Source organism: Lysobacter niastensis, from assembly GCF_031457115.1.
In the GTDB taxonomy this organism is placed as follows: domain Bacteria; phylum Pseudomonadota; class Gammaproteobacteria; order Xanthomonadales; family Xanthomonadaceae; genus Lysobacter_J; species Lysobacter_J niastensis_A.
Genome location: NZ_JAVDVY010000001.1, coordinates 1,016,477 through 1,035,605, shown reverse-complemented (window position 1 = coordinate 1,035,605; position 19,129 = coordinate 1,016,477). Strand labels below are relative to the sequence as shown.

The following is a 19,129-nucleotide window of genomic DNA, read 5'->3' as shown; positions in this document are numbered from 1 at the left end:
CTTCCGGCGCCGACGCCATCGCCATCACCCCAGCCTCCCACGAGCGGGAGAGGGGGCAGTTCCCCGACAGGACCGACTAACCAGCCTGCCGCCGACCCCAGGCGCGGATCAGCGCCGCGATCTCCCGCACGCCCTCGCTCAACGCTGCCGGACCCGGTTGCAGGATGATGGGCGACTTGATCTCGTGCAGTTCCCCGTCGCGGACCGCGGGAATCGCGTCCCAGCCGGGGCGTGCCGCCACTTTTTCCGGGCGGAATTTCTTGCCGCACCACGAGCCCAGGATGATGTCGGGCGCACGTCGAACCACTTCGGTGGGATCCTCGAGGATGCGCTGGCGCGCCAGCGGTTCGGCGGCACGCTCCGGGAATATGTCGTCGCCTCCGGCGATCCGGACCAGTTCGGCCACCCAGCGGATGCCCGTGATCGCCGGCTCGTCCCACTCTTCGAAGTAGACCTTCGGGCGACGCGGCAGGTCCGCGGCCTCGCGTTCGATCTCCTCCAGCCCGCGTTGCAGTGCCTCGGCGTAGGCATCGGCCTTGTCGGAGGCCCCCACCATGGCGCCGAGCCGGCGGATGTAATCGAGGATGCCCTCGACACTGCGATGGTTGCTGATCCACACCTCGACGCCGTGGCGGATCAGCTCGCCGGCGATGTCGGCCTGGATGTCGGAAAAACCGATGACGAAATCCGGCTGCAGCTTCAGGATCTCGCCGATCTTGGCGCTGGTGAAGGCGCTGACCTTGGGTTTCTCCTTGCGCGCGATCGCCGGACGCACCGTGAAACCGCTGATGCCGACGATCCGGTCCTGCTCACCCAATGCGTACAGCGTCTCGGTCGGCTCCTCGGTGAGGCACACGATGCGGCGCGGGCCGATCATGGATACAGCATCCTCTTGTGCCAGTCGCCCGCCGCATCCATTTCGTAGCACTGGCGTTCGTGCAGCCGGAAGTCGGCGCCGTACCAGAACTCGACCATCTGCGGCCGCACCCGCAGCCCGGTCCAGCGCTCGGGACGCGGCACATCGCGGCCGGCGAACTCGTGCTCGGCCTGGTCCAGGCGCCGCTCGAAGGCATCGCGCGAATCCAGGGTTTCCGACTGTTTCGAGGCCCAGGCGCCGAGCTGGCTGCCACGCGGACGAGTGGCGAAGTAGGCATCGGCCTCGGCGTCGCCGACGATCTCGACCGGTCCTTCGATCCGCACCTGCACGCCGCTGCGCACGCGCGGCCAGTAGAACAGCAGTGCCGCGTGCGGGTTGGCCTGCAGTTCGCGGCCTTTGCGCCCGTCGAGGTGGGTGTAGAACACGAAGCCCCGCTGGTCGAAGGCCTTGAGCAGCACGGTACGCGCCGACGGCCGCGCGTCGAGCGAGGCTGTGGCAACCGTCATCGCGGTCGGATCGGGCTCGCCGGCGGCCCGCGCGTCTTCAAACAACTGCGCGAACGTATCGAGGGCTTCTTTGAGCAAGGCGGAAGTCGTCATTGCGATATTGTGGGCCGATGTCGCCACGACTGCATCCTTCGACCCCGGTCGGTTTCGATGACGCCATCGTCTGCCAGGTCCTCGACGATGCGCTGGCCCACGGCGCGCGCATCTACGCGATCGCGGGCCTGCAGGGATCGGGCAAGTCCACCCTCGCCACGCAGGTGTCGCGCCTGGGGCTGACACGCGGACTGCGCGTGGCCACGTTGTCCATCGACGATGTTTACCTCGGCCGTCGCGAACGCCTGCGCCTGGCCCGCGAAGTGCACCCTCTGTTGGCGACGCGCGGCCCGCCCGGCACGCACGAAGTGGCGCTTGCCTGCGATGTGCTGGACCGCCTGCGCGTCGGCCTGCCGGCGCGCCTGCCGCGCTTCAACAAGCTGGCCGACACCCGCCTGCCGCCATCGCGCTGGCCCAAAGCGGCCGACGTCGACCTCGTGCTGTTCGAAGGCTGGTTCCTGAAGACGCCGCCACAGACGGCCGACGAGTTGTTGGAGCCAATCAATGCGGTGGAGCGCGACGAGGACCGCAACGGCGTCTGGCGACGCTATTGCAACGACACGCTTGCTCGCGACTATCCCGCGCTCTGGGCGCGGCTGGATCGGCTGCTGTTCCTGCAGCCCCCAAGTTTCGCCACCGTGCCGGAATGGCGCTGGCAGCAGGAGAAGGCGCTGCAGGCACAAGCCGGCGCGCGCGCGCCAATCGGCATGACGCGTCCACAACTGGAGCGTTTCGTGCAGTTGTTCGAGCGCGTCAGCCGGCAGGCCCTGCGACGCCTGCCTGGGCTGGCTGATTTCACCCTGCGCCTGGACGAACGACGCCGGCCTCAGCCCTGAGACACGGGCCGGTCACTCGATGACGAAGGTGACCTTGAGGTCGACCCGCCATTCGGTGACTTTGCCCTTTTCGTCGGTCACGACCTTGATGTCTTTGACCCAGGCGCCCTGGATGCCCTTTACCGATTCGGCGCATTTCTTCAGACCGGCCTTGACCGCATCCTCCATGCTCGTCTTCGACGCGGCTTTGAGCTCGATGACCTTGGCTACCGACATGACGATTCTCCGTGGCCGGCGGTGGATTTCCGGCGCACCGGGACCGTACGCCGCGCGGCGTTAATGCCACGCATGGACGGCGCACAGGCGGGCGGCTGGCTACAATCGCGTCATGAGCACCGCCTCACGCCCGTCCGAAGCCGCATCCAACCTGGTCCTGGTCGGCCCGATGGGTGCAGGCAAGTCGAGCATCGGCCGCAGCCTGGCCGACCGCTTCGGACTGCGCCTGGCCGACGTCGACCACGCCATCGAGTCGCGTGCCGGCGCCAGTGTCAACCGCATCTTCGAAAGCGAAGGCGAGGCCGGCTTCCGAGAACGCGAGCGTGTGGCACTGGCCGAGTTGCTGAGCGGCGACGGCCTGGTGTTGGCCACTGGCGGCGGCGCCGTGCTCGATGCCGGCAATCGCGCGTTGCTGCGCCAGCGCGGCTTCGTCGTGCACCTGCACGCCAGCGTCGAGCAGCAACTGCGACGCCTGGCCCATGATCGCACCCGGCCGCTGCTGGCCCGCGGCGACCGCGAGCAGGTCCTGCACGACCTGGCCCGTGTACGTGAGCCGTTGTATTCGCAGGTTGCACACCTGCGTTTCGATACCAATGGCCATTCCGAAGCCGAGGCCGCCGAAAGGCTGGCGCAGCTGCTGGAAATCCACTGGCCCATCGCCGCCGCACGCAGCCAAAGGAGGGTTCCGTCATGAGCGCACTGCATACGGTCAAGGTCGACGGTGAGGCGCGGTACGACATCCTGATCGGGCCCGGGCTGCTCGGTGATGCGCGCATCGCCCACACGCTGCGCGGAAAGCATGCCTTGATCGTCAGCGATGCCAACGTGGCGCCCCTTTATGCCGACCGCGTGGAGGCGGCACTGCGTTCTGGGCGGCCGGCGCTGCACGTGGCCCGATACGTGATGCCGGCAGGCGAACAGGAAAAGACGCTGGCGCGTTTCTGCGAGTGCCTGGATGCGCTGGCCGCGCTTGGCGCGACCCGCGATGCCGCCGTCATCGCGCTCGGCGGCGGCGTGGTCGGCGACCTTGCCGGATTCGCCGCGGCGTGCTGGATGCGCGGGATAGACGTGGTGCAGATTCCGACCACGTTGCTGTCGATGGTCGACTCCTCCGTCGGCGGCAAGACCGCGGTGGACCTGCCCGCCGGCAAGAATCTGGTCGGCGCGTTCCACGCGCCACGCGCAGTCATTGCCGACACCGCCGTGCTGCGCACATTGCCGGCGCGCGAACTGCGCGCGGGCCTGGCCGAGGTGGTGAAGTACGGCGCGGTCTTCGACGAGAATTTCTTCAGCTGGCTGGAAGCGCACGCCAGCGCCCTGGTCGCCGGCGAAGACGCCGCGCTCGCCGAGGCGATCGCGCGATCGTGTCAGTACAAGGCCGAGGTGGTGTCGCGCGACCCCTTCGAGCACGGCGAACGTGCGCTGCTGAACTTCGGCCACACCTTCGGGCATGCCATCGAATGCGAACTGGGCTACGCCGGCACCGATCGCGATGCCCTCAACCATGGCGAAGCGGTCGCCGTCGGCATGGTGCTGGCGGCAAGGCTGTCCGCCGCGGTAGGCCGGGCGCCGCTCTCCGATGCCCGACGTGTCGAGACGCTGCTGCAACACCTGGGCCTTCCGACCGCGATTCCCGCAGGACTCGATGCCCCGGCGCTGCTGGCCCGGATGCGGCTGGACAAGAAGGCCGTGGCGGGCGGGCTGCGCTTCATCCTGCTGAACCATATCGGCGATGCGACGGTGGTGTCCGGGGTTCCGGATCAGGCCGTGCTCGAGGTGCTGCGCGCGGGCTGACGGCCCGACGCGCGCAACCTCCTTGAGGCGGCTGGTTCTCGGGACAGCGGAGTCCTGATACCCGGGCGGACCTGCTCTCTCCGCGTCCCGTACAATCTTTCCCATGCGCCTGCTACTGCAACAACGGCCGGACGGCCGCGAGGCCCCGCGCTTCGTGCAACTGATGCTGCAGCCCGACCTGCTCGGCGGCTGGACGCTGGTGCGCGAGTCGGGCCAGATCGGCGGTCGCAGCACGCTGCGGCGCGAGCAGTTCCTCGACCACACCAGCGCCCTGACCGCGCTGGAGCACGCGCGCGACCAGCAGCTCAAGCGCGGCTTCCAGCTGATGTTCGTGCAGGGTGCCGACGCCCCGAAATAAAGGCCCTGCCTGGAACGCTCCGGGTTGGCGCGCGGCGGCGATCCGCCAGCCCGCGCCACTCGCGCTCCGGCGATAATGCCGACCTGCCCCGCGCGACCCCACGCGCCCGAGACCCCGAATGACCGCCACCGCCCCTGCCCCGACCCTGTCCGCCACGCTGAAGAACGACCGCTTCCTGCGCGCGCTGCGCCGCCAGCCGGTGGACCGCACGCCGGTGTGGCTGATGCGGCAGGCCGGTCGCTACCTGCCGGAGTACCGCGCCACCCGTGCCGCCGCCGGCAGCTTCCTGGCGATGGCCAAGAATCCGGACCTGGCCTGCGAGGTCACGCTTCAGCCGCTGCGCCGCTTCCCGCTCGACGCGGCCATCCTGTTCTCGGACATCCTCACCGTGCCCGACGCGATGGGGCTGGGCCTGTACTTCGTGGAAGGTGAAGGTCCCAAGTTTGAACGCCCTATCCGCAGCCATGACGACATCGCGCGGCTGGCGGTTCCCGACATGGGCAACGAACTGCGCTACGTAATGGACGCGGTGAGCACGATCCGCCGCGAACTCGACGGTTCGGTGCCGCTGATCGGCTTTTCCGGCAGCCCGTGGACGCTGGCCTGCTACATGGTCGAAGGCGGCGGCAGCGACAATTATTCCAAGGTCAAGTCGCTCGCGCTCAATGATCCGGCCGCGATGCACCGCTTGCTGGAGGTCGTCACCGATTCGGTCATCGCCTATCTCCACGCGCAGCGCCAGGCCGGCGCGCAGGCATTGCAGGTCTTCGACACCTGGGGCGGCGTGCTGTCGCCGTCGATGTACCGCGAGTTCTCGCTGCGCTACCTCAAGCGCATCGCGCAGGAACTGCCGCGCGGCGACGAGCAGGCTCCGCTGATCCTGTTCGGCAAGGGCAACGGCACGTATCTCGAGGAACTGGCCGCCAGCGGTGCCGAAGGGGTCGGTGTCGACTGGACGGTCGACTTGGGCGAAGCCGCGCGCCGCACCGGCGGCAAGGTCGGGATCCAGGGCAACCTCGATCCGGTCACGCTGTACGCGCAGCCGGACGCGATCCGTCGCGAAGTCGGCCGTGCGCTCGACGATTACGCGGCCGGCAATGGCGGGTCGCGCGAGGGTCACGTCTTCAACCTCGGGCATGGCATGTCGCCCGACATGAGCCCCGATCACGTCGCCGCGCTGGTCGCGGCTGTGCAGGAACTGAGCGCCCGCTGATCATCAAGCGGCCAAGCCATCGAGTCGGCAGTCTTCACCCGACGTAGGCAGCGGGACAGCCATGCTGTGCGTGCGGTCAGGATGCTAGGGCCGGAATCCCATCGAGCGGACGAGCGACTCGCGTAGGAAATTTCCTACGCGGCTGCGCGCCGTCCGCTGACTGAAGGTTTCCCGGCTGTACAGCATTCTGACTGCGCCCCGGCAGCCCGGCCTTTGCGATGGTCAAGGAATCACCGCTCGGCAAAGGAATATAGGCCGCCCGCTTGAGCAACGGGTTCAGCTGGGCCGGGGCGCCTTCTTCAACAGTGGCTTCACAGCACGATTTCCGGGCAGGGCCTCCGATGGCGCATGTCGTTTACCGCGCATCACGTAACGACCGCCGCGCCGAGCGTATCCGGCAAGGCGCGCGCCGCTTCCTGGTCGTTTGGCTGACGGTGGCGGCGCTGGCTTTGATGGCCCACGCCATAGCGCCCGCCGGAACCGGCCACTCCTCGCACGACGCCAGGCAGGCGGAGGCAAGAAAGTGAGCTACCGCGTCGAAATCCGCGAATTCGGCTCCGCCGGCTCGTGCGTACCGGCGCCGTCCACGCTCCTTTGTCATTCGACCCCGCACGAAGCCGCCACTGCGGGACGGCGGGATGCCCATCTGCACGCCAGGATCAGCCGTCGGAGCGTGGTCGTTCGCGTGTACGGCGAAACCGGTGAACTGGTCGTCGCTGCACCCATCCGCTGCGGCAGCGGACTCGACGCGCTGGCCTGAGCGGCCGGAAAGTTTTTCCGCAACCGGTCAGGTCACGGCGTCTTCCAGCAATTCGGTCAACAGCGCGCCCGTCACCGGTTTGCGCATGAAACGGTCGAACCCGGCCGCCAGCGCCAGCGGTACCGCCTCCGCATCCGCCCGTGCCGTCAGCGCTATCAGCGGCCGGTCGAAGCCCTGCGCCCGCAACTGCCGCGCCAGCGCGAAGCCGTCCATGCCGGGCAGGTCGAGGTCCAGCAACGCGGCATCGAAAGGCAGCGTCGCCACTTCCGCCAAGGCAGCCAGCGCATGGCCCGCGTGGGTCACGCGATGGCCTTGCGCGCGCAGCAAACCGGCGATCACGTTGGCGACCGTCGGGTCGTCCTCGACCAGCAGCAGCGACAGCGGACGTACCGACGCCGGCGCTGCGGCGGCGGCCGTCACGTCGACGGTCTGGATCTCGGCTTCCGACAGCGGCAGGCTGACGCTGAAACACGCACCCTCTCCCGGACGGCTGTCGACCGTGACCTGACCCGACATGGCTTCGGCCAGTTCCTGGCAGATCGCCAGGCCCAGGCCGCTGCCGCCATAGCGCGCACTGGTGCGCGCACCATCGGCCTGCTCGAAGCGCCGGAACAATCGTGCCTGCTGTTCCTCGTTGAGCCCCGGACCGGTATCGATGATGTCGAAACGCACGCCCTGTGGCGTCAGCGCGGACACCCGCAGACAGACGCGCCCCTGCTCGGTGAACTTGATCGCATTGCCCAGCAGGTTCAACAGTATTTGGCGGATCCGGATCGCATCGCCACGCAATCCCTGCGGCGCGTCGGGTTCCACATGCGTTGCAAAGGCCAAACCCTTGCGCTGGGCCAGTGGCGCCATCAGTGCACCGGCCTCATCGACCACGGCACGCAGGTCGAACACTCCATCGGCGAGTTCCAGGCGGCCAGACTCGATGCGGGCCAGATCCAGGGCATCGTTGACCAGGCGCAGCAGGTGTTCGCCGGCATTGTGGATCGACTCGGCATAGCCGCGCTGCTGCGCGTCCAGCGGCGTACCCAGCAACAGTTCGCTCATGCCGAGCACGCCGGTCATCGGCGTGCGCACTTCATGCCCCAGCGTGGCGAGGAATTGGGTTTTGGCCAATGAAGCGTGTTCGGCCAGCTTGCGTTTCTGCTCGGCCAACTGCCAGGCATGACGGCGCTTGAGCCTGAGGCGATAGGTATCGGCCAGGGTCCACAACAGCAGGACGCCCAGTCCGGCGAAACCGGCGATGGCCCACCACGTCTGCCACCATGGTGGCGACACGCTGAATTCGATCGACTGCACGCGCGACCACACGTTGTCGGCCGCGCGCGCCTTCACTTCCAACCGGTATTGACCGGGCCTGAGCTGCGAAAAAGTGCGCTCGCCGGCCGAGTCGACATCGACCCAGTCGCGGTCGTAACCGCTCAGGCGGAATCGATAGGCATGGTTGTGGGCGTCGTTGAACGACAGCAGGCGCGCCACGATGCGCAGATCGCGATCGTCGTGGCTGATGGAAAACGCCTGCCCCGGCGTGAAGGCTGTTCGTTCATCGCCATGCCGGACATCGATGGCTTCCACGATCAGTTGCGGCGCCTGGTCCGCGGGCCGGACTGCCGCAGGATCGAACAGCACCAGGCCATCGGTGCTTCCGGCCAGTATCCGGCCGTCGCCGGGACGAGCCACCGGAGCGTCCTCGAATTCCTGGCCCGGCAGACCATCGCGCACTCCGTAGACCCGCACCGACGCCGCCTCCGGATCGACCCTGATCAACCCACGCACGCTGGTCAGCCATACCAGTCCTGCGGCATCGAGGGTCAAGCCGCTGGGTTCGAGTGCAGGAAAGCCATGCTGGGCGTCGATGCGCAATTCCAGCTTCAGGCCGGCGCCATCCCAGCGATAGGCCTCGACAGCGCCGAGCCTGGCCAGCCATACGCGATCCCCGGGCCCGCTGGCATAACCGTATACCTGATCGCCGGGAGCGCCTGGCACGGGTTCGAAACGCCGGGCACCGGAATTCCACGCATAAAGGCCGCGCGATCCGGCGAGCCAGAGCGCACCGTCCGGCGCAATGCCGATCTGCTGGAACGCCATGTCCCGTGGCAGGCCGCGTCCATCACCGGGGACGACCGTCAGTTGCACCCGGCCGTCGCCGTCGCGGGCCTGGACGCCGCTGCCTTCCGTGGCGATCCAGATCAGGCCGTCCGAGGTCTGGGCGAAATAGCCGTCGCCGGCCAGTGCTGCATCGACGCGGTCGTCGCGATGCCAGCGTTGCAGCCGCCCGGTGACGGGTTCGATCCGCGCCAGCCCGTGCTGGTAGCTCACCCAGACGATGCCGCTACGGTCCTCGAACACACTGGCCAGCACGTAGCCCTTGCCGACGTCCTGGTAGACGTGCTGCACGCGCCCGCTTTCGGGATCGAGCCGGTCCAGCACGCCACCGGTGCCCACCAGCCACATGTCGCCGTTGGCGGCCGGTGCGATGCCACGCACATGCGCATTGGCGATCGTGGTTGTGTCGTCCAGGCGACGCGACAACGCGGCGAAGCGGCGCCAGTTCGCCGGCAGGTACCACAGCCCGCTGTTGTAGCTGGCAAACCACACGCCGCCTTCGCGATCCTCGTAGGCGCCGACCCACGACGGCCGCACCAGGCCATTGGCCGCCTCGCTGTAGAGCGGCACGACCGAGACCGCGCCATCGCCGTCGCGGCCGAGCCCCGCGGCTATGTCGAACCAGTACTGGCCGCTGCGGTCGCGCAGGAGCACATGCAGTATCTGGTCGCTCACACCCTGCTCGCGCCATGGCGCCTTCGAGTAGCTGCCGTTGGAGCGGCGCACACTCACGCCTTCGGGCGTGCCGATCCACAAGGTGCCGTCAGGCTCGACGGTGAGTCCATTGATGGCGGGCGAGTTCAACGCCGACGCCGGAACCCGCTCGAAGTCGCGCCCGTTCCAGCGAACCACGCCTGCCTTGGTGCCGATCCACAGCGCGCCATCGGGAGTACGCGCCAGTTGCCCGATGCTGGCATCGGGCAGGCTGCGTGCATCGTCGGCGCGCGGCATGAAGCGGGTCACCTTGTCGTCAGCCGCGATACGGTACAAGCCAGCATCGGCCGTGCCGAACCAGATGGCGCCGTCCTTCGTCGACGCGACCGACCACACGTCGTCGCTGGCGATGACGGGGGTGTTGGCCCGGTTGAAGTAGCGGAACCGGCTGCGCGAGGCATCCAGCATCGCGACGCCGGCCTGGCGCGTGCCGATCCACACGCGATTGCGAGCGTCCACATGCACCGACCACACGAAGTTGTCACGCAATCCCTGCTCGACTCGCCAGATGCGGAAATCGATGCCGTCGTAGCGGGCCAGCCCGTCGCTGGTGGCGATCCACAGATAGCCGTGCTGGTCTTCGGCGATGCCGTTGATGCGGTTGGACGGAAGCCCGTTGGCGACCGTGAACTGGCGCGGATGCGGTGTCTCCGGCAACCCCGCCCATGCCGGCATCCCAGCCGCGAATGCAAGCATCCACAGCACGATCATTGTGCAACGTCGCATCTTTCGTCCTCTCGCCCGCTCCCCGAGGGGCATCGGAATCCTCGCAACGCATCGTTGCATGCGCAAGCCTTCAGGGCGGTCCTTGCGCCGGCATGATGTGCGCCCCCGGCAACTCTCCTCCTAGAATCGACCTGGCCCACCACCGGTACGAGCCCATGCAACGCATTGCCTTCCCGCTGCTCGGCCTGTTTCTCGGCGCCTGGTCCAGCGCCCATGCCGCCGGCCCGGAACCCTTTGAGTTGGATCCGGTGCACACACGCGTGCTTTTCGCGGTCGAACACGCCGGTTTCTCCAAGGCGTTGGGCACCGTGTCGGGCAGCACCGGCACGCTGCTGTTCGATCGCGACAACTGGAACGGTGCCCGGCTCGACGTGCACGTGCCGCTGCAGCGGCTGGACCTGGGCGATGCCAAATGGAACACCGCCGTGCTGGCCACCAACCTGCTCGATGGCCAGCGGCACCCGGACGCACATTACGTCTCCACCACGGTGGAGCCGGTCGACGCCGACCATGCCAAGGTCTGCGGCGAGCTGACCCTGCGCGGCGTGACTCGGCCGCTGTGCCTGGATGTCACGCTCAACGCGGTCAAGCGCCATCCGCTGCCGCCGTTCCGGCGCACCGCCGGATTCTCGGCCACCGGCACGCTCAGCCGCTCCGATTTCGGCATCAACGCCTGGAAGAACGTGATCGGCGACAGCGTCGAGCTGCGCATCGAGGCCGAGGCCGTGCACGGCGGTTCGTCGACGCAACTCCCGTCCGAAGCGGAATCCCCGCCGTCCGCTGAACCGCCAATTGAACCAGAACCCGCCCCACCGGCCTCTACTGAAAAGACGCCGCCCGAGCCCACCCCGGACCCGACTCCATGACCCTGAAGAACACCGCCGACCGCTGGGGCCCAGTCAGCCAGTTGCTGCACTGGCTGATCGTGGCGTTGATCCTGCTCCTGGCCGTGGTCGGCCTGGTGATGGTCGAACTACCGAAATCGCCGCGTTATTTCTGGGTCTATGACCTGCACAAGTCGGCCGGCCTGACCGCGTTCGCACTGGTGGCGATCCGCCTGCTGTGGCGCTGGTATGCCGGCGCGCCGCGTCCGGTGCCGGGCACGCCACGTTGGCAGGAGCGCGTGGCCGGCATCACCCACTGGCTGTTGTACGTGCTGACCATCGCCGTTCCGTTGTCGGGCTGGCTGTTCGACTCGGTCAGCGGGCTGCGTCCGCTGCGCTGGTTCGGCTTGTTCAAGGTGCCCAAGCTCGCCGCCCCCAGCCAGCCGCTGCAACCGGTGATGCGCGACTGGCACGAATGGCTGTTCTGGGTGCTGGTCGCCCTGGTCGCGGCGCATGCGGCGGCGGCGCTCTATCACCATCTGTTCCAGCATGACGCAACGCTGACCCGCATGCTGCCGGCGCGCCGACGCGCGCCCTCCCCCAACTCCCCCGCTTCGGAGATCCGTTGATGTCGATCAAACTTCCGCTGGCTGCTGTCCTGTTAGCCGCGACTTCACTGGCCGCCCCGGCCTTCGCGGCCGATTACGTGCAGTCGGCCGGCTCCAGCCTGACGTTTGCCAGCAAGTACGAAGGCGAGGGCTTCACCGGTCGGTTCCCCAGCTTCAACACGAAGCTGAGCTTCGATCCAAAGCAACTGGCGACGTCCAAGCTCGACGTGGTCATTCCGCTTGCCGGCGTCACCACGGCCAACAGCGATCGTGACGACGCCCTCAAGGACACCGATTTCTTCAACATCGGCAAGTTCCCGCAGGCACGCTTCACCGCCACGAAGTTCCGCAGCCTGGGGGGCAACCAGTACGCCGCAGACGGCACGCTGAGCCTGCGTGGCGCGACCAGACCGGTCACGCTGACCTTCACCTGGACGCCTGGCGCGCAGCCGGTGCTCAACGGCAAGGCCATCGTGAAGCGCCTGGACTTCGGCGTCGGCACCGGCGATTGGGCCGATACCGCGCTGATCCCCAATGAAGTGGCGGTCAGCACGAAGGTGGTTTTCGCGCCGGCGAAGTGACCGCAGTACGCGCCAACGACGCTGAAGCATGAACGGAGCCGCAAGGCTCCGTTCGTTCATGAGGGCGCTTCACGCGATCACGACGCGCCTTGGACAGCGCGGTTACGTGCCGCATGTCTCCATGCCGCTATCTCATCCGGGAGATCGCGCATGATCCGCAAACTGGCATCGGGCGAATACCGGCTGTACTCGCGCAAGAAGGATCCCCGCACCGGCAAGCGCCGCAATCTGGGCACTTTCCGCACGCGCGCTGCCGCGGAAAAACACGAGCGCGAGGTGCAGTACTTCAAACGGCAGGGTTGATGGATGAGCCCTCGCTATCGGGCGAGAAAGCGCAGCACGCCCTCGACGTCGAAAGGCCAATCCAGTTCCAGCCCCCGCGCCTCGTCGCGCAGCACCGGCACGCGGATGCCGTAGCGCGCCTCCAGTCCGTCATCCTCGTCGATGAACACACTTTCGAACTCCGGCGAGCGTGCGGCGGCCAGCACCTCCAGGGCGAGGTCGCACAGATGGCAGTCATCGCGCTGGAACAGCGTCAGCTCGGGCATCAGCACGGGAGTGTCGTCGGACATCGCAATGCGCAGCAGTATGGCGGGCCAGGCCCATCGGGGCGCGTAGAATACCGGGATCGCCCCGCTTGCCATCCCTCGCGGGGCTTCAGGAGTACCGCGCGTGGCCGTCAGCAGTTTTGATTTGTTCAAGATCGGCATTGGGCCGAGTTCCTCCCACACCGTCGGCCCGATGCGTGCCGCCGCCCGCTTCGTCCAGCGCTGGCTGATCGAAGGCGGCCCCGGTGACGGCAGCGACCTCGCCCGCACCGCCCGCGTCCGCGCCGAAGTGTTCGGGTCGCTGGCGCTGACCGGCCGCGGCCACGGCACCGACAAGGCCGTGCTGATGGGGCTGGAAGGGCATTGGCCCAATGAGATCGACCCGGACATGATTCCGGCCGCACTCGAACGCATTCGCAGCCAGAAGCGCATCCGCCTGTTCGGCGAACACGAGATCGGCTTCGACGAGAAGCACGACCTGATCATGAACAAGCGGCAGAAGCTGCCGTTCCACACCAACGGCATGCGCTTCACCGCGTTCGACGCGGACGGCGAGGTGATCGCCACGCGCGACTACTACTCCGTCGGCGGCGGCTTCGTGGTCAACCAGGACGAGGCCGCGGAAGACCGCATCGTCGCCGACACCACGGATCTCCCCTACCCGTTCCATTCCGGCGACGAGCTGCTGGCGCAGTCCGAGCGCTCCGGCCTCAGCATCGCCGAGCTGATGTACGCCAATGAGCAGGTCTGGCGCACGCCGGAGCAGATCAACTCCGGACTCGACGAGATCTGGAACGCCATGCAGGCCTGTGTCGTGCGCGGCATCCGCGAGAAGGGCACGCTGCCGGGCGGACTGCACGTCGCGCGCCGTGCGCCGTCGCTGCACCACGAACTGTCCTCGCGTCCGGAGGCGGCGATGCGAGACCCGCTGACCACGCTGGACTGGGTCAACCTGTACGCCCTCGCCGTCAACGAGGAGAACGCCGCCGGCGGTCGCGTCGTCACCGCGCCGACCAACGGCGCGGCCGGCATCATTCCGTCGGTGCTGCATTACTACGATCGCTTCATCCCGGGCGCCAACATCCAGGGCGTTCGGACGTTCCTGTTGACCGCGGCTGCGGTGGGCATCCTTTACAAAGAGAACGCCTCGATCTCTGGCGCCGAAGTCGGCTGCCAGGGCGAGGTCGGCGTGGCCTGCTCGATGGCCGCGGCAGGACTGACCGCCGCGCTCGGTGGCACGTCTGGCCAGATCGAGAACGCCGCCGAGATCGGCATGGAGCACAACCTCGGCCTGACCTGCGACCCGATCGGCGGACTGGTGCAGATCCCTTGCATCGAGCGCAACGCGATGGGCGCGGTGAAGGCGATCAACGCCAGCCGCATGGCGATGCGCGGCGACGGCAAGCACAAGGTCAGCCTCGACAAGGTCATCAAGACCATGCGCGACACCGGCCGCGACATGCAGGACAAATACAAGGAAACCAGCCGCGGCGGCCTGGCGGTCAACGTCATCGAGTGCTGATGGCGTAAGCGAAGCCGCCGCGGGACGGCGGCTTTTTAGCGATTGGTTTCGGGGGCGGGCGGCAACATCGGCTTTCGCGTTCTGTGGTTACTATCGGGCCAGGCCAGCCGGAGCCTCGCCCATGCCTGCCCGCTTGAGTCGTCGCGACTTCCTCAAATGCAGCGTCGTGGCCGGCATCACGGTCTACATCGCGGCACCCGGCAGTGCGGCGCTGGCGGCCCTGTTCGAGCGTGAACGGCAGCGTCCGCTGCCGTGGGATGCAGCCACCGGCCACATCCGCTACCGCACCGATGCCACGGCCAAGGTCACCGGCGAGAAGATCTTCAGCTACGACATGCGCAGCCGCGACCTGCCCGGCTGGCCCCGCGAGCAGGCACACGCGATGCTGCTGCGGGTCGCGCAGGCCGATCGCGTCTATGCCGGCTTCGATCTCTCGCTGCTTGGCGACGCGCTCAAAGCCGACCGCATCGTCACCGCCGCCGACCTGCAGCGCGACGGCGTGGCATTCCCTGCGTTCTATGGCGAGGACATGCTGCTGCCGGAGGGCAAGACGCCGGCCTACCTGGGCCAGGCCGTTGCACTGCTGGTGTGGCACGACTTCGCCCGCTTTCGCGCGGCCAAGACGGCACTGAAATTCCGAGACGACCTGATCCGCTGGGGCGCGCAGACCGGGCCACTGGAGCGCCCGCCATGGGCGAGCTTCCGTTACGTGCGCGTGGGCGGCGCAACGCCCTTCGATGACGACACCTATTCGAGCCTGAAGGACACGCCGCTGTTCCCGGCGGGTTACCGCAAGAATCTCCCGCAATGGCCGCAGAGCGACGCCACTGGTGCGATCGACGCGAAGGGGATGGCCCACGCCGAGGCGATGGCTTCGGCATTGGATACGCCCGGCGCCGACACGCTGGTGCTGGAGCGCGAGTACTTTTCGCAATCCATCGACACGGCGGCCTTCGAACTGGACAACGGCAATGGATGGTTCGACGCCGCCAACGCCACGATGCACCTGGTCACGGCCACGCAATCGCCGCAGGAAGTGGCCGAAGACGGCGCCCGCATGCTCGCCGCCAGCGCGCTGGGCGTGAAACGACTGGTGCTTCACCCGTGCTACACCGTCGGCTACGGCTCGAAGGATCACAACGCGTTTCCGTTCTACGCGTTGATGGCGGGGCTGTACGGCGACGGCCGTCCGGTGCGGCTGGCCAACGATCGCTACGAGCAGTTCCAGTCGAGCCTGAAGCGCCACAGCTTCCGCATCCGCTATCGCCTCGCGGTGGACCGCGACAGCGGCAAGTTCGGGATCTTCCAGGGCACGATGCTCGGCGACGGCGGCGGGCGGCAGAACTTTTCGCCGTCGGTATGCCTGGTGGCCGCCACGGCGGCGCAGTCGATCTACTATTTTCCTCGTAGCGACCTGGCCAGCACGGTCATCGCATCGCGTGCGCTCGATGCCGGCTCGGCGCGCGGCTACGGCACGCTGCAGAGCATGGGCGCGACCGAGATGCTGGTCGACGAGGTCGCCGCCGAACTCAAGCTGGACCCGATCGAGCTGCGCCAGCGCAACGTGTTCAAGTCGGGAATGAAGAACACGCAGGGCGCGATTCCGGGTGGCGCGCAGCGGGCCGACGAGGTGCTGGCCAGATGCCGCGCACACCCGCTGTGGCAGCAGCGCGCACAGCGCAAGCACGAATACGAGGCCGCGCATCCGGGCAAGCGCTACGGCGTGGGTTTCGGCTGCGTGCAGAAGGATTTCGGCACCGGTGCGGAAGCGGCATTCGCCGAAGTATCCCTATCGCGCGAAGGCAAGGTGCTTCTACGCCACATCGGCATCGACATGGGCACCGGGATGGCGACCAGCCAGTCCGCGTTGTGCGTGCCCTGGCTCGGCCGCCCGGCCGACGAAATCCGGACCGGCGAGACCCAATGGCCTGAATTGCCGATGTTCGCCACCGGCGATCCGTGGCTGATGCAGCAGGCCGAGCAGGACCGCAACATCGGCAATCCACGCTGGACTCCGAACTACGTCAGCCCCAGCAGCGCCAGCAACTCGGCGTATTTCTTCGGGCATGCGACGCGCGAGGCGGCGCGCCTGTTGTTCACCCAGGGACTGTGGCCCGCGGCCCTGGCGATCTGGGGCCAGGGCTTTGGTGGTGGCCAACTGTCGCCATTGTCGGTGCGGCGCGAACAGGCGCGCTGGATGGCCGGCAAGCTCACCGCCGGCGGACTGACGCCGTTGCCGCTGGAGCAACTGGCGGCCAAGGCCTTCGAACTGGGTCTGGCGACCGGCGCGGTCGTGCACACCTTCAATCGCTGGCAATGGGCCGAAGCGGAGTTCCCGCTCGATGGCGAGGACGCGCGGTTGCCGTTGGACGGCATCGCGTTGCGCTGGGGCGACGGAGAGGTCCAGGGCAAGGGCACGCCGACTGAGAATGGCTACCGCATGATCGAACGCACCCGGGCTCACTATCCCGACGCTCAGCGCAACAATGCGGGCGTGGTCTATTACAGCGCGATCGGCACGATCGCCGAGGTCGCGGTCGATACCGGCAGCGGCGAGATCGAACTGCTCAATCATCATTCGGTACTCGAATGCGGCAATCCGATCGTGCCTGAGCTCGTATCCGGCCAACTGCAGGGCGGCCTGGCGATGGGCATCGGGCACGCGCTGCACGAATACCTCCCGCTGTATGAGGACGGCCCGGGCAACGGCACCTGGAACTTCAACCGCTACACGCTGCCCTTGGCAAAGGATGTCGCGGTCTGGAAACAGACCGGCGAAGTCTTACCCGCGATGTCGGACACCGATCCGCCCAAGGGCATGGCCGAGGTGGTGATGATCGCGGTGGTGCCCGCCATAGTGAACGCCATCGCGCACGCCACCGGCTTGCGCTTCCGCGAACTCCCGGTGACGGCGGAGAAGGTGCGCGTGGCGCTGGCCACCGGCCGCATCGAGCCTGCGCCATCCACGACCGACAAGGAACAGCCGGCATGAGTACGACACCCGCGCGTACCGGATCGCTGACGCTGCACATCAACGGCCGCAGCCACGGGCCGGTGGACATCCCGGAAGACATGATGCTGGTCGACGTGCTGCACGAATACCTCGGCCTGACCGGCACTCGCTTCGGCTGCGGCCAGGGCGTGTGCCGGGCCTGCACGGTGATCGTCGACGACGAGCAGGGTCCACGCGAAGTGCGCAGTTGCATCACCGGCGCGCATTACTTCGACGGCAAGCGCATCCGTACCGTGGAAGGACATGCAAAGCTTGACGCGAGCGGCGCCATCACCGAACTGTCCCCGGTGCAGCAGGCCTTCCTGGATCACTTCAGTTTCCAGTGCGGTTACTGCACGCCTGGCTTCGTCAACGCCGCGACCGTGTTGATCGAGCGGCTGCAGAAAACCCCTGTCGAGCGGCAGCAGGTGGAAGCCACCATCAGCGAAGCCCTGGCGCCGCACCTGTGCCGCTGCACCGGTTATGTCCGTTATTACCAGGCGGTGAAGGAGCTCGTACTCAAGACACCGGGCCTGGTGCGCGACGGGGAGCGCACGCCATGACCCGCACCGGCTGGAAGCGCATCCTCGCCTGGCTGGTGCTCATCGTGCTGGTGGCGCTGCTGGTCGCGTGGCTGTCGCGCTGGTGGTCCAGTCGCGGTCCGGCGCAGCGTGTCGCCGCCACGGCGGAGCAGTTGTCAAAGGGACGCTATCTGGCCGAAGCGGCCGACTGCACCGCCTGCCACACGGCGGACGGCGGGGCGCCTTTCGCCGGCGGCGTGCCGCTGCATACACCGTTCGGCACGATCCACGGCACCAACATCACGCCCGATCCGGACACCGGCATCGGCCGCTACACCGCCGACGACTTTTTCCACGCGCTCACTCGCGGTGAAGCGCGCGACGGCCACCAGTTGTATCCGGCGATGCCGTATGTGTCCTACCGGACGATGCAGCGCGAAGACAGCGATGCGATCTATGCCTACCTGATGAACCAGCCGCCGGTGCGGCAACGCAACCTGCGCAACGGCGTGCACTTCCCGTTCAACATCCGCAGCGGCATCCACCTTTGGAACATGCTGTTCGCCGGTGCGCAGGCGCATCCCGCGTCGCAGGGCGCGACGCCGTCCTGGCAACGCGGCCGTTACCTGGTGGACACGTTGGGCCATTGCGGCGAATGCCACAGCCCGCGCGGAACGTTCGGCCAGGTCGATCGTGACCGCCCCCTGGCCGGCAACAGCAAATTGGGCCGCTTCGCCGCGCCCGACATCACGCCGGCTGGCCTCTCGGCACGCGGCTGGGACGCGGCGTCGATGCGCAATTACCTGGCTACCGGCATCACGTCGCATGCGGTCGCATCGGACGAAATGCTGAAGGTGGTCAGCCTGTCCACGAGCCGATTGAGTGCGCCGGACGTGGCGGACATGACCACGTACCTGCTCGGCGACAAGCCGCTGATGGCGCAAGCCCACACTGCATCCGGCGCGCAAGGTCCGGATCCGGGTCGTCGCCATTACCTCGATCTGTGCTCGGGCTGCCACGGCCGCGACGGCGAAGGCGTGCCCAACGTGGCGGTGAGGCTGCGCGGCAACAGCAGCCTGCGCGATGCCGATCCGCACAACCTGGTCGTGGCGATCCTCGACGGCCTGCCGGAGCACGACTTCCCGGGGCTGGCGCGGATGCAGGACATGCCGGGTTTCGCACAGGATCTCAGCGATGCCGACGTGGCGGCCTTGTCCACCTGGCTGCGTGCCCGTTACGGAGTGCAGGGCAGCGCGGTGGATGCGGCGCTCGTGCGCGACCTGCGCAGAGGTTCGACAGGGCATTGACTCCCACCAGGAAAGGCATCG

19 protein-coding genes are annotated in these 19,129 nt (G+C 67.5%); 14 read left to right on the top strand and 5 right to left on the bottom strand.

Features of this window, described 5'->3' with window-relative positions:
• Positions 1 to 76: 76 nt before the first annotated feature.
• A complete protein-coding gene (locus J2X06_RS04725) occupies positions 77 to 877 on the bottom strand; it encodes a cobalamin-binding protein (RefSeq protein ID WP_310058924.1) in 801 nt (266 codons plus the stop codon).
• Entirely contained in the window at positions 874 to 1,476 is a 603-nt protein-coding gene (gene pdxH / locus J2X06_RS04720; protein WP_310058922.1) for a pyridoxamine 5'-phosphate oxidase, read from the bottom strand. Before pdxH ends, J2X06_RS04725 begins: the two co-directional genes overlap by 4 nt.
• Positions 1,477 to 1,493: 17 nt before the next feature.
• On the opposite strand from pdxH, the gene J2X06_RS04715 reads away from it, so the two are divergent.
• Complete coding sequence (locus J2X06_RS04715; protein ID WP_310058919.1) at positions 1,494 to 2,312, top strand: kinase; 819 nt, start codon at positions 1,494 to 1,496, stop codon at positions 2,310 to 2,312.
• 12 nt (positions 2,313 to 2,324) lie between these two features.
• Here J2X06_RS04715 and J2X06_RS04710 read toward each other — a convergent pair whose 3' ends face one another.
• Positions 2,325 to 2,528, bottom strand: a complete 204-nt coding sequence (locus J2X06_RS04710) for a dodecin family protein (protein ID WP_310058917.1) — start codon at positions 2,526 to 2,528, stop codon at positions 2,325 to 2,327.
• Positions 2,529 to 2,640: 112 nt separating this feature from the next.
• On the opposite strand from J2X06_RS04710, the gene J2X06_RS04705 reads away from it, so the two are divergent.
• The 5 genes from J2X06_RS04705 to J2X06_RS04685 all read left to right on the top strand — a co-directional run bounded on the left by J2X06_RS04705 (position 2,641) and on the right by J2X06_RS04685 (position 6,653).
• Positions 2,641 to 3,222 carry a shikimate kinase gene (locus tag J2X06_RS04705; RefSeq protein ID WP_310058915.1) on the top strand — a complete coding sequence of 194 codons (582 nt, stop codon included), beginning with the start codon at positions 2,641 to 2,643 and terminating at the stop codon, positions 3,220 to 3,222.
• Positions 3,219 to 4,322 (top strand): 3-dehydroquinate synthase, encoded by a 1,104-nt coding sequence (aroB, locus tag J2X06_RS04700; RefSeq protein ID WP_310058912.1) that lies wholly within the window; start codon positions 3,219 to 3,221, stop codon positions 4,320 to 4,322. Before J2X06_RS04705 ends, aroB begins: the two co-directional genes overlap by 4 nt.
• A gap of 103 nt (positions 4,323 to 4,425) precedes the next feature.
• A complete protein-coding gene (locus J2X06_RS04695) occupies positions 4,426 to 4,680 on the top strand; it encodes a WGR domain-containing protein (protein WP_310058908.1) in 255 nt (84 codons plus the stop codon).
• A 118-nt stretch (positions 4,681 to 4,798) separates the two neighbouring features.
• Positions 4,799 to 5,893 carry a uroporphyrinogen decarboxylase gene (gene hemE / locus J2X06_RS04690; protein ID WP_310058905.1) on the top strand — a complete coding sequence of 365 codons (1,095 nt, stop codon included), beginning with the start codon at positions 4,799 to 4,801 and terminating at the stop codon, positions 5,891 to 5,893.
• A gap of 523 nt (positions 5,894 to 6,416) precedes the next feature.
• Positions 6,417 to 6,653 (top strand): hypothetical protein, encoded by a 237-nt coding sequence (locus J2X06_RS04685; protein ID WP_310058903.1) that lies wholly within the window; start codon positions 6,417 to 6,419, stop codon positions 6,651 to 6,653.
• A 27-nt stretch (positions 6,654 to 6,680) separates the two neighbouring features.
• On the opposite strand, the gene J2X06_RS04680 is transcribed toward J2X06_RS04685, so the two are convergent.
• Positions 6,681 to 10,205 (bottom strand): two-component regulator propeller domain-containing protein, encoded by a 3,525-nt coding sequence (locus J2X06_RS04680; protein WP_310058900.1) that lies wholly within the window; start codon positions 10,203 to 10,205, stop codon positions 6,681 to 6,683.
• 155 nt (positions 10,206 to 10,360) lie between these two features.
• Here J2X06_RS04680 and J2X06_RS04675 point away from each other — a divergent pair, with 155 nt between their 5' ends.
• The 4 genes from J2X06_RS04675 (at position 10,361) to J2X06_RS04660 (ending at position 12,521) form a co-directional block, all read left to right on the top strand.
• Entirely contained in the window at positions 10,361 to 11,071 is a 711-nt protein-coding gene (locus J2X06_RS04675; protein ID WP_430539491.1) for a YceI family protein, read from the top strand.
• Positions 11,068 to 11,658 (top strand): cytochrome b, encoded by a 591-nt coding sequence (locus J2X06_RS04670; protein WP_310058898.1) that lies wholly within the window; start codon positions 11,068 to 11,070, stop codon positions 11,656 to 11,658. The genes J2X06_RS04675 and J2X06_RS04670 overlap by 4 nt, the downstream gene beginning before the upstream one ends.
• On the top strand, positions 11,658 to 12,218 hold the full coding sequence (locus J2X06_RS04665; RefSeq protein ID WP_310058896.1) for a YceI family protein: 561 nt from the start codon (positions 11,658 to 11,660) through the stop codon (positions 12,216 to 12,218). The genes J2X06_RS04670 and J2X06_RS04665 overlap by 1 nt, the downstream gene beginning before the upstream one ends.
• A 150-nt stretch (positions 12,219 to 12,368) precedes the next feature.
• Complete coding sequence (locus J2X06_RS04660) at positions 12,369 to 12,521, top strand: hypothetical protein (protein ID WP_310058893.1); 153 nt, start codon at positions 12,369 to 12,371, stop codon at positions 12,519 to 12,521.
• 14 nt (positions 12,522 to 12,535) lie between these two features.
• Here the strand turns inward: J2X06_RS04660 and J2X06_RS04655 are convergent, their stop codons facing one another.
• Positions 12,536 to 12,790, bottom strand: a complete 255-nt coding sequence (locus J2X06_RS04655; RefSeq protein ID WP_310058890.1) for a glutaredoxin family protein — start codon at positions 12,788 to 12,790, stop codon at positions 12,536 to 12,538.
• Positions 12,791 to 12,890: 100 nt separating this feature from the next.
• On the opposite strand from J2X06_RS04655, the gene J2X06_RS04650 reads away from it, so the two are divergent.
• The 4 genes from J2X06_RS04650 (at position 12,891) to J2X06_RS04635 (ending at position 19,108) form a co-directional block, all read left to right on the top strand.
• Positions 12,891 to 14,288 (top strand): L-serine ammonia-lyase, encoded by a 1,398-nt coding sequence (locus J2X06_RS04650; protein ID WP_310058887.1) that lies wholly within the window; start codon positions 12,891 to 12,893, stop codon positions 14,286 to 14,288.
• Between the two features lie 121 nt (positions 14,289 to 14,409).
• Complete coding sequence (locus tag J2X06_RS04645; protein ID WP_310058885.1) at positions 14,410 to 17,280, top strand: xanthine dehydrogenase family protein molybdopterin-binding subunit; 2,871 nt, start codon at positions 14,410 to 14,412, stop codon at positions 17,278 to 17,280.
• Positions 17,277 to 17,843 carry a (2Fe-2S)-binding protein gene (locus tag J2X06_RS04640; RefSeq protein WP_310058883.1) on the top strand — a complete coding sequence of 189 codons (567 nt, stop codon included), beginning with the start codon at positions 17,277 to 17,279 and terminating at the stop codon, positions 17,841 to 17,843. The genes J2X06_RS04645 and J2X06_RS04640 overlap by 4 nt, the downstream gene beginning before the upstream one ends.
• Complete coding sequence (locus J2X06_RS04635) at positions 17,840 to 19,108, top strand: cytochrome c (protein ID WP_310058880.1); 1,269 nt, start codon at positions 17,840 to 17,842, stop codon at positions 19,106 to 19,108. The genes J2X06_RS04640 and J2X06_RS04635 overlap by 4 nt, the downstream gene beginning before the upstream one ends.
• Positions 19,109 to 19,129: the final 21 nt, after the last annotated feature.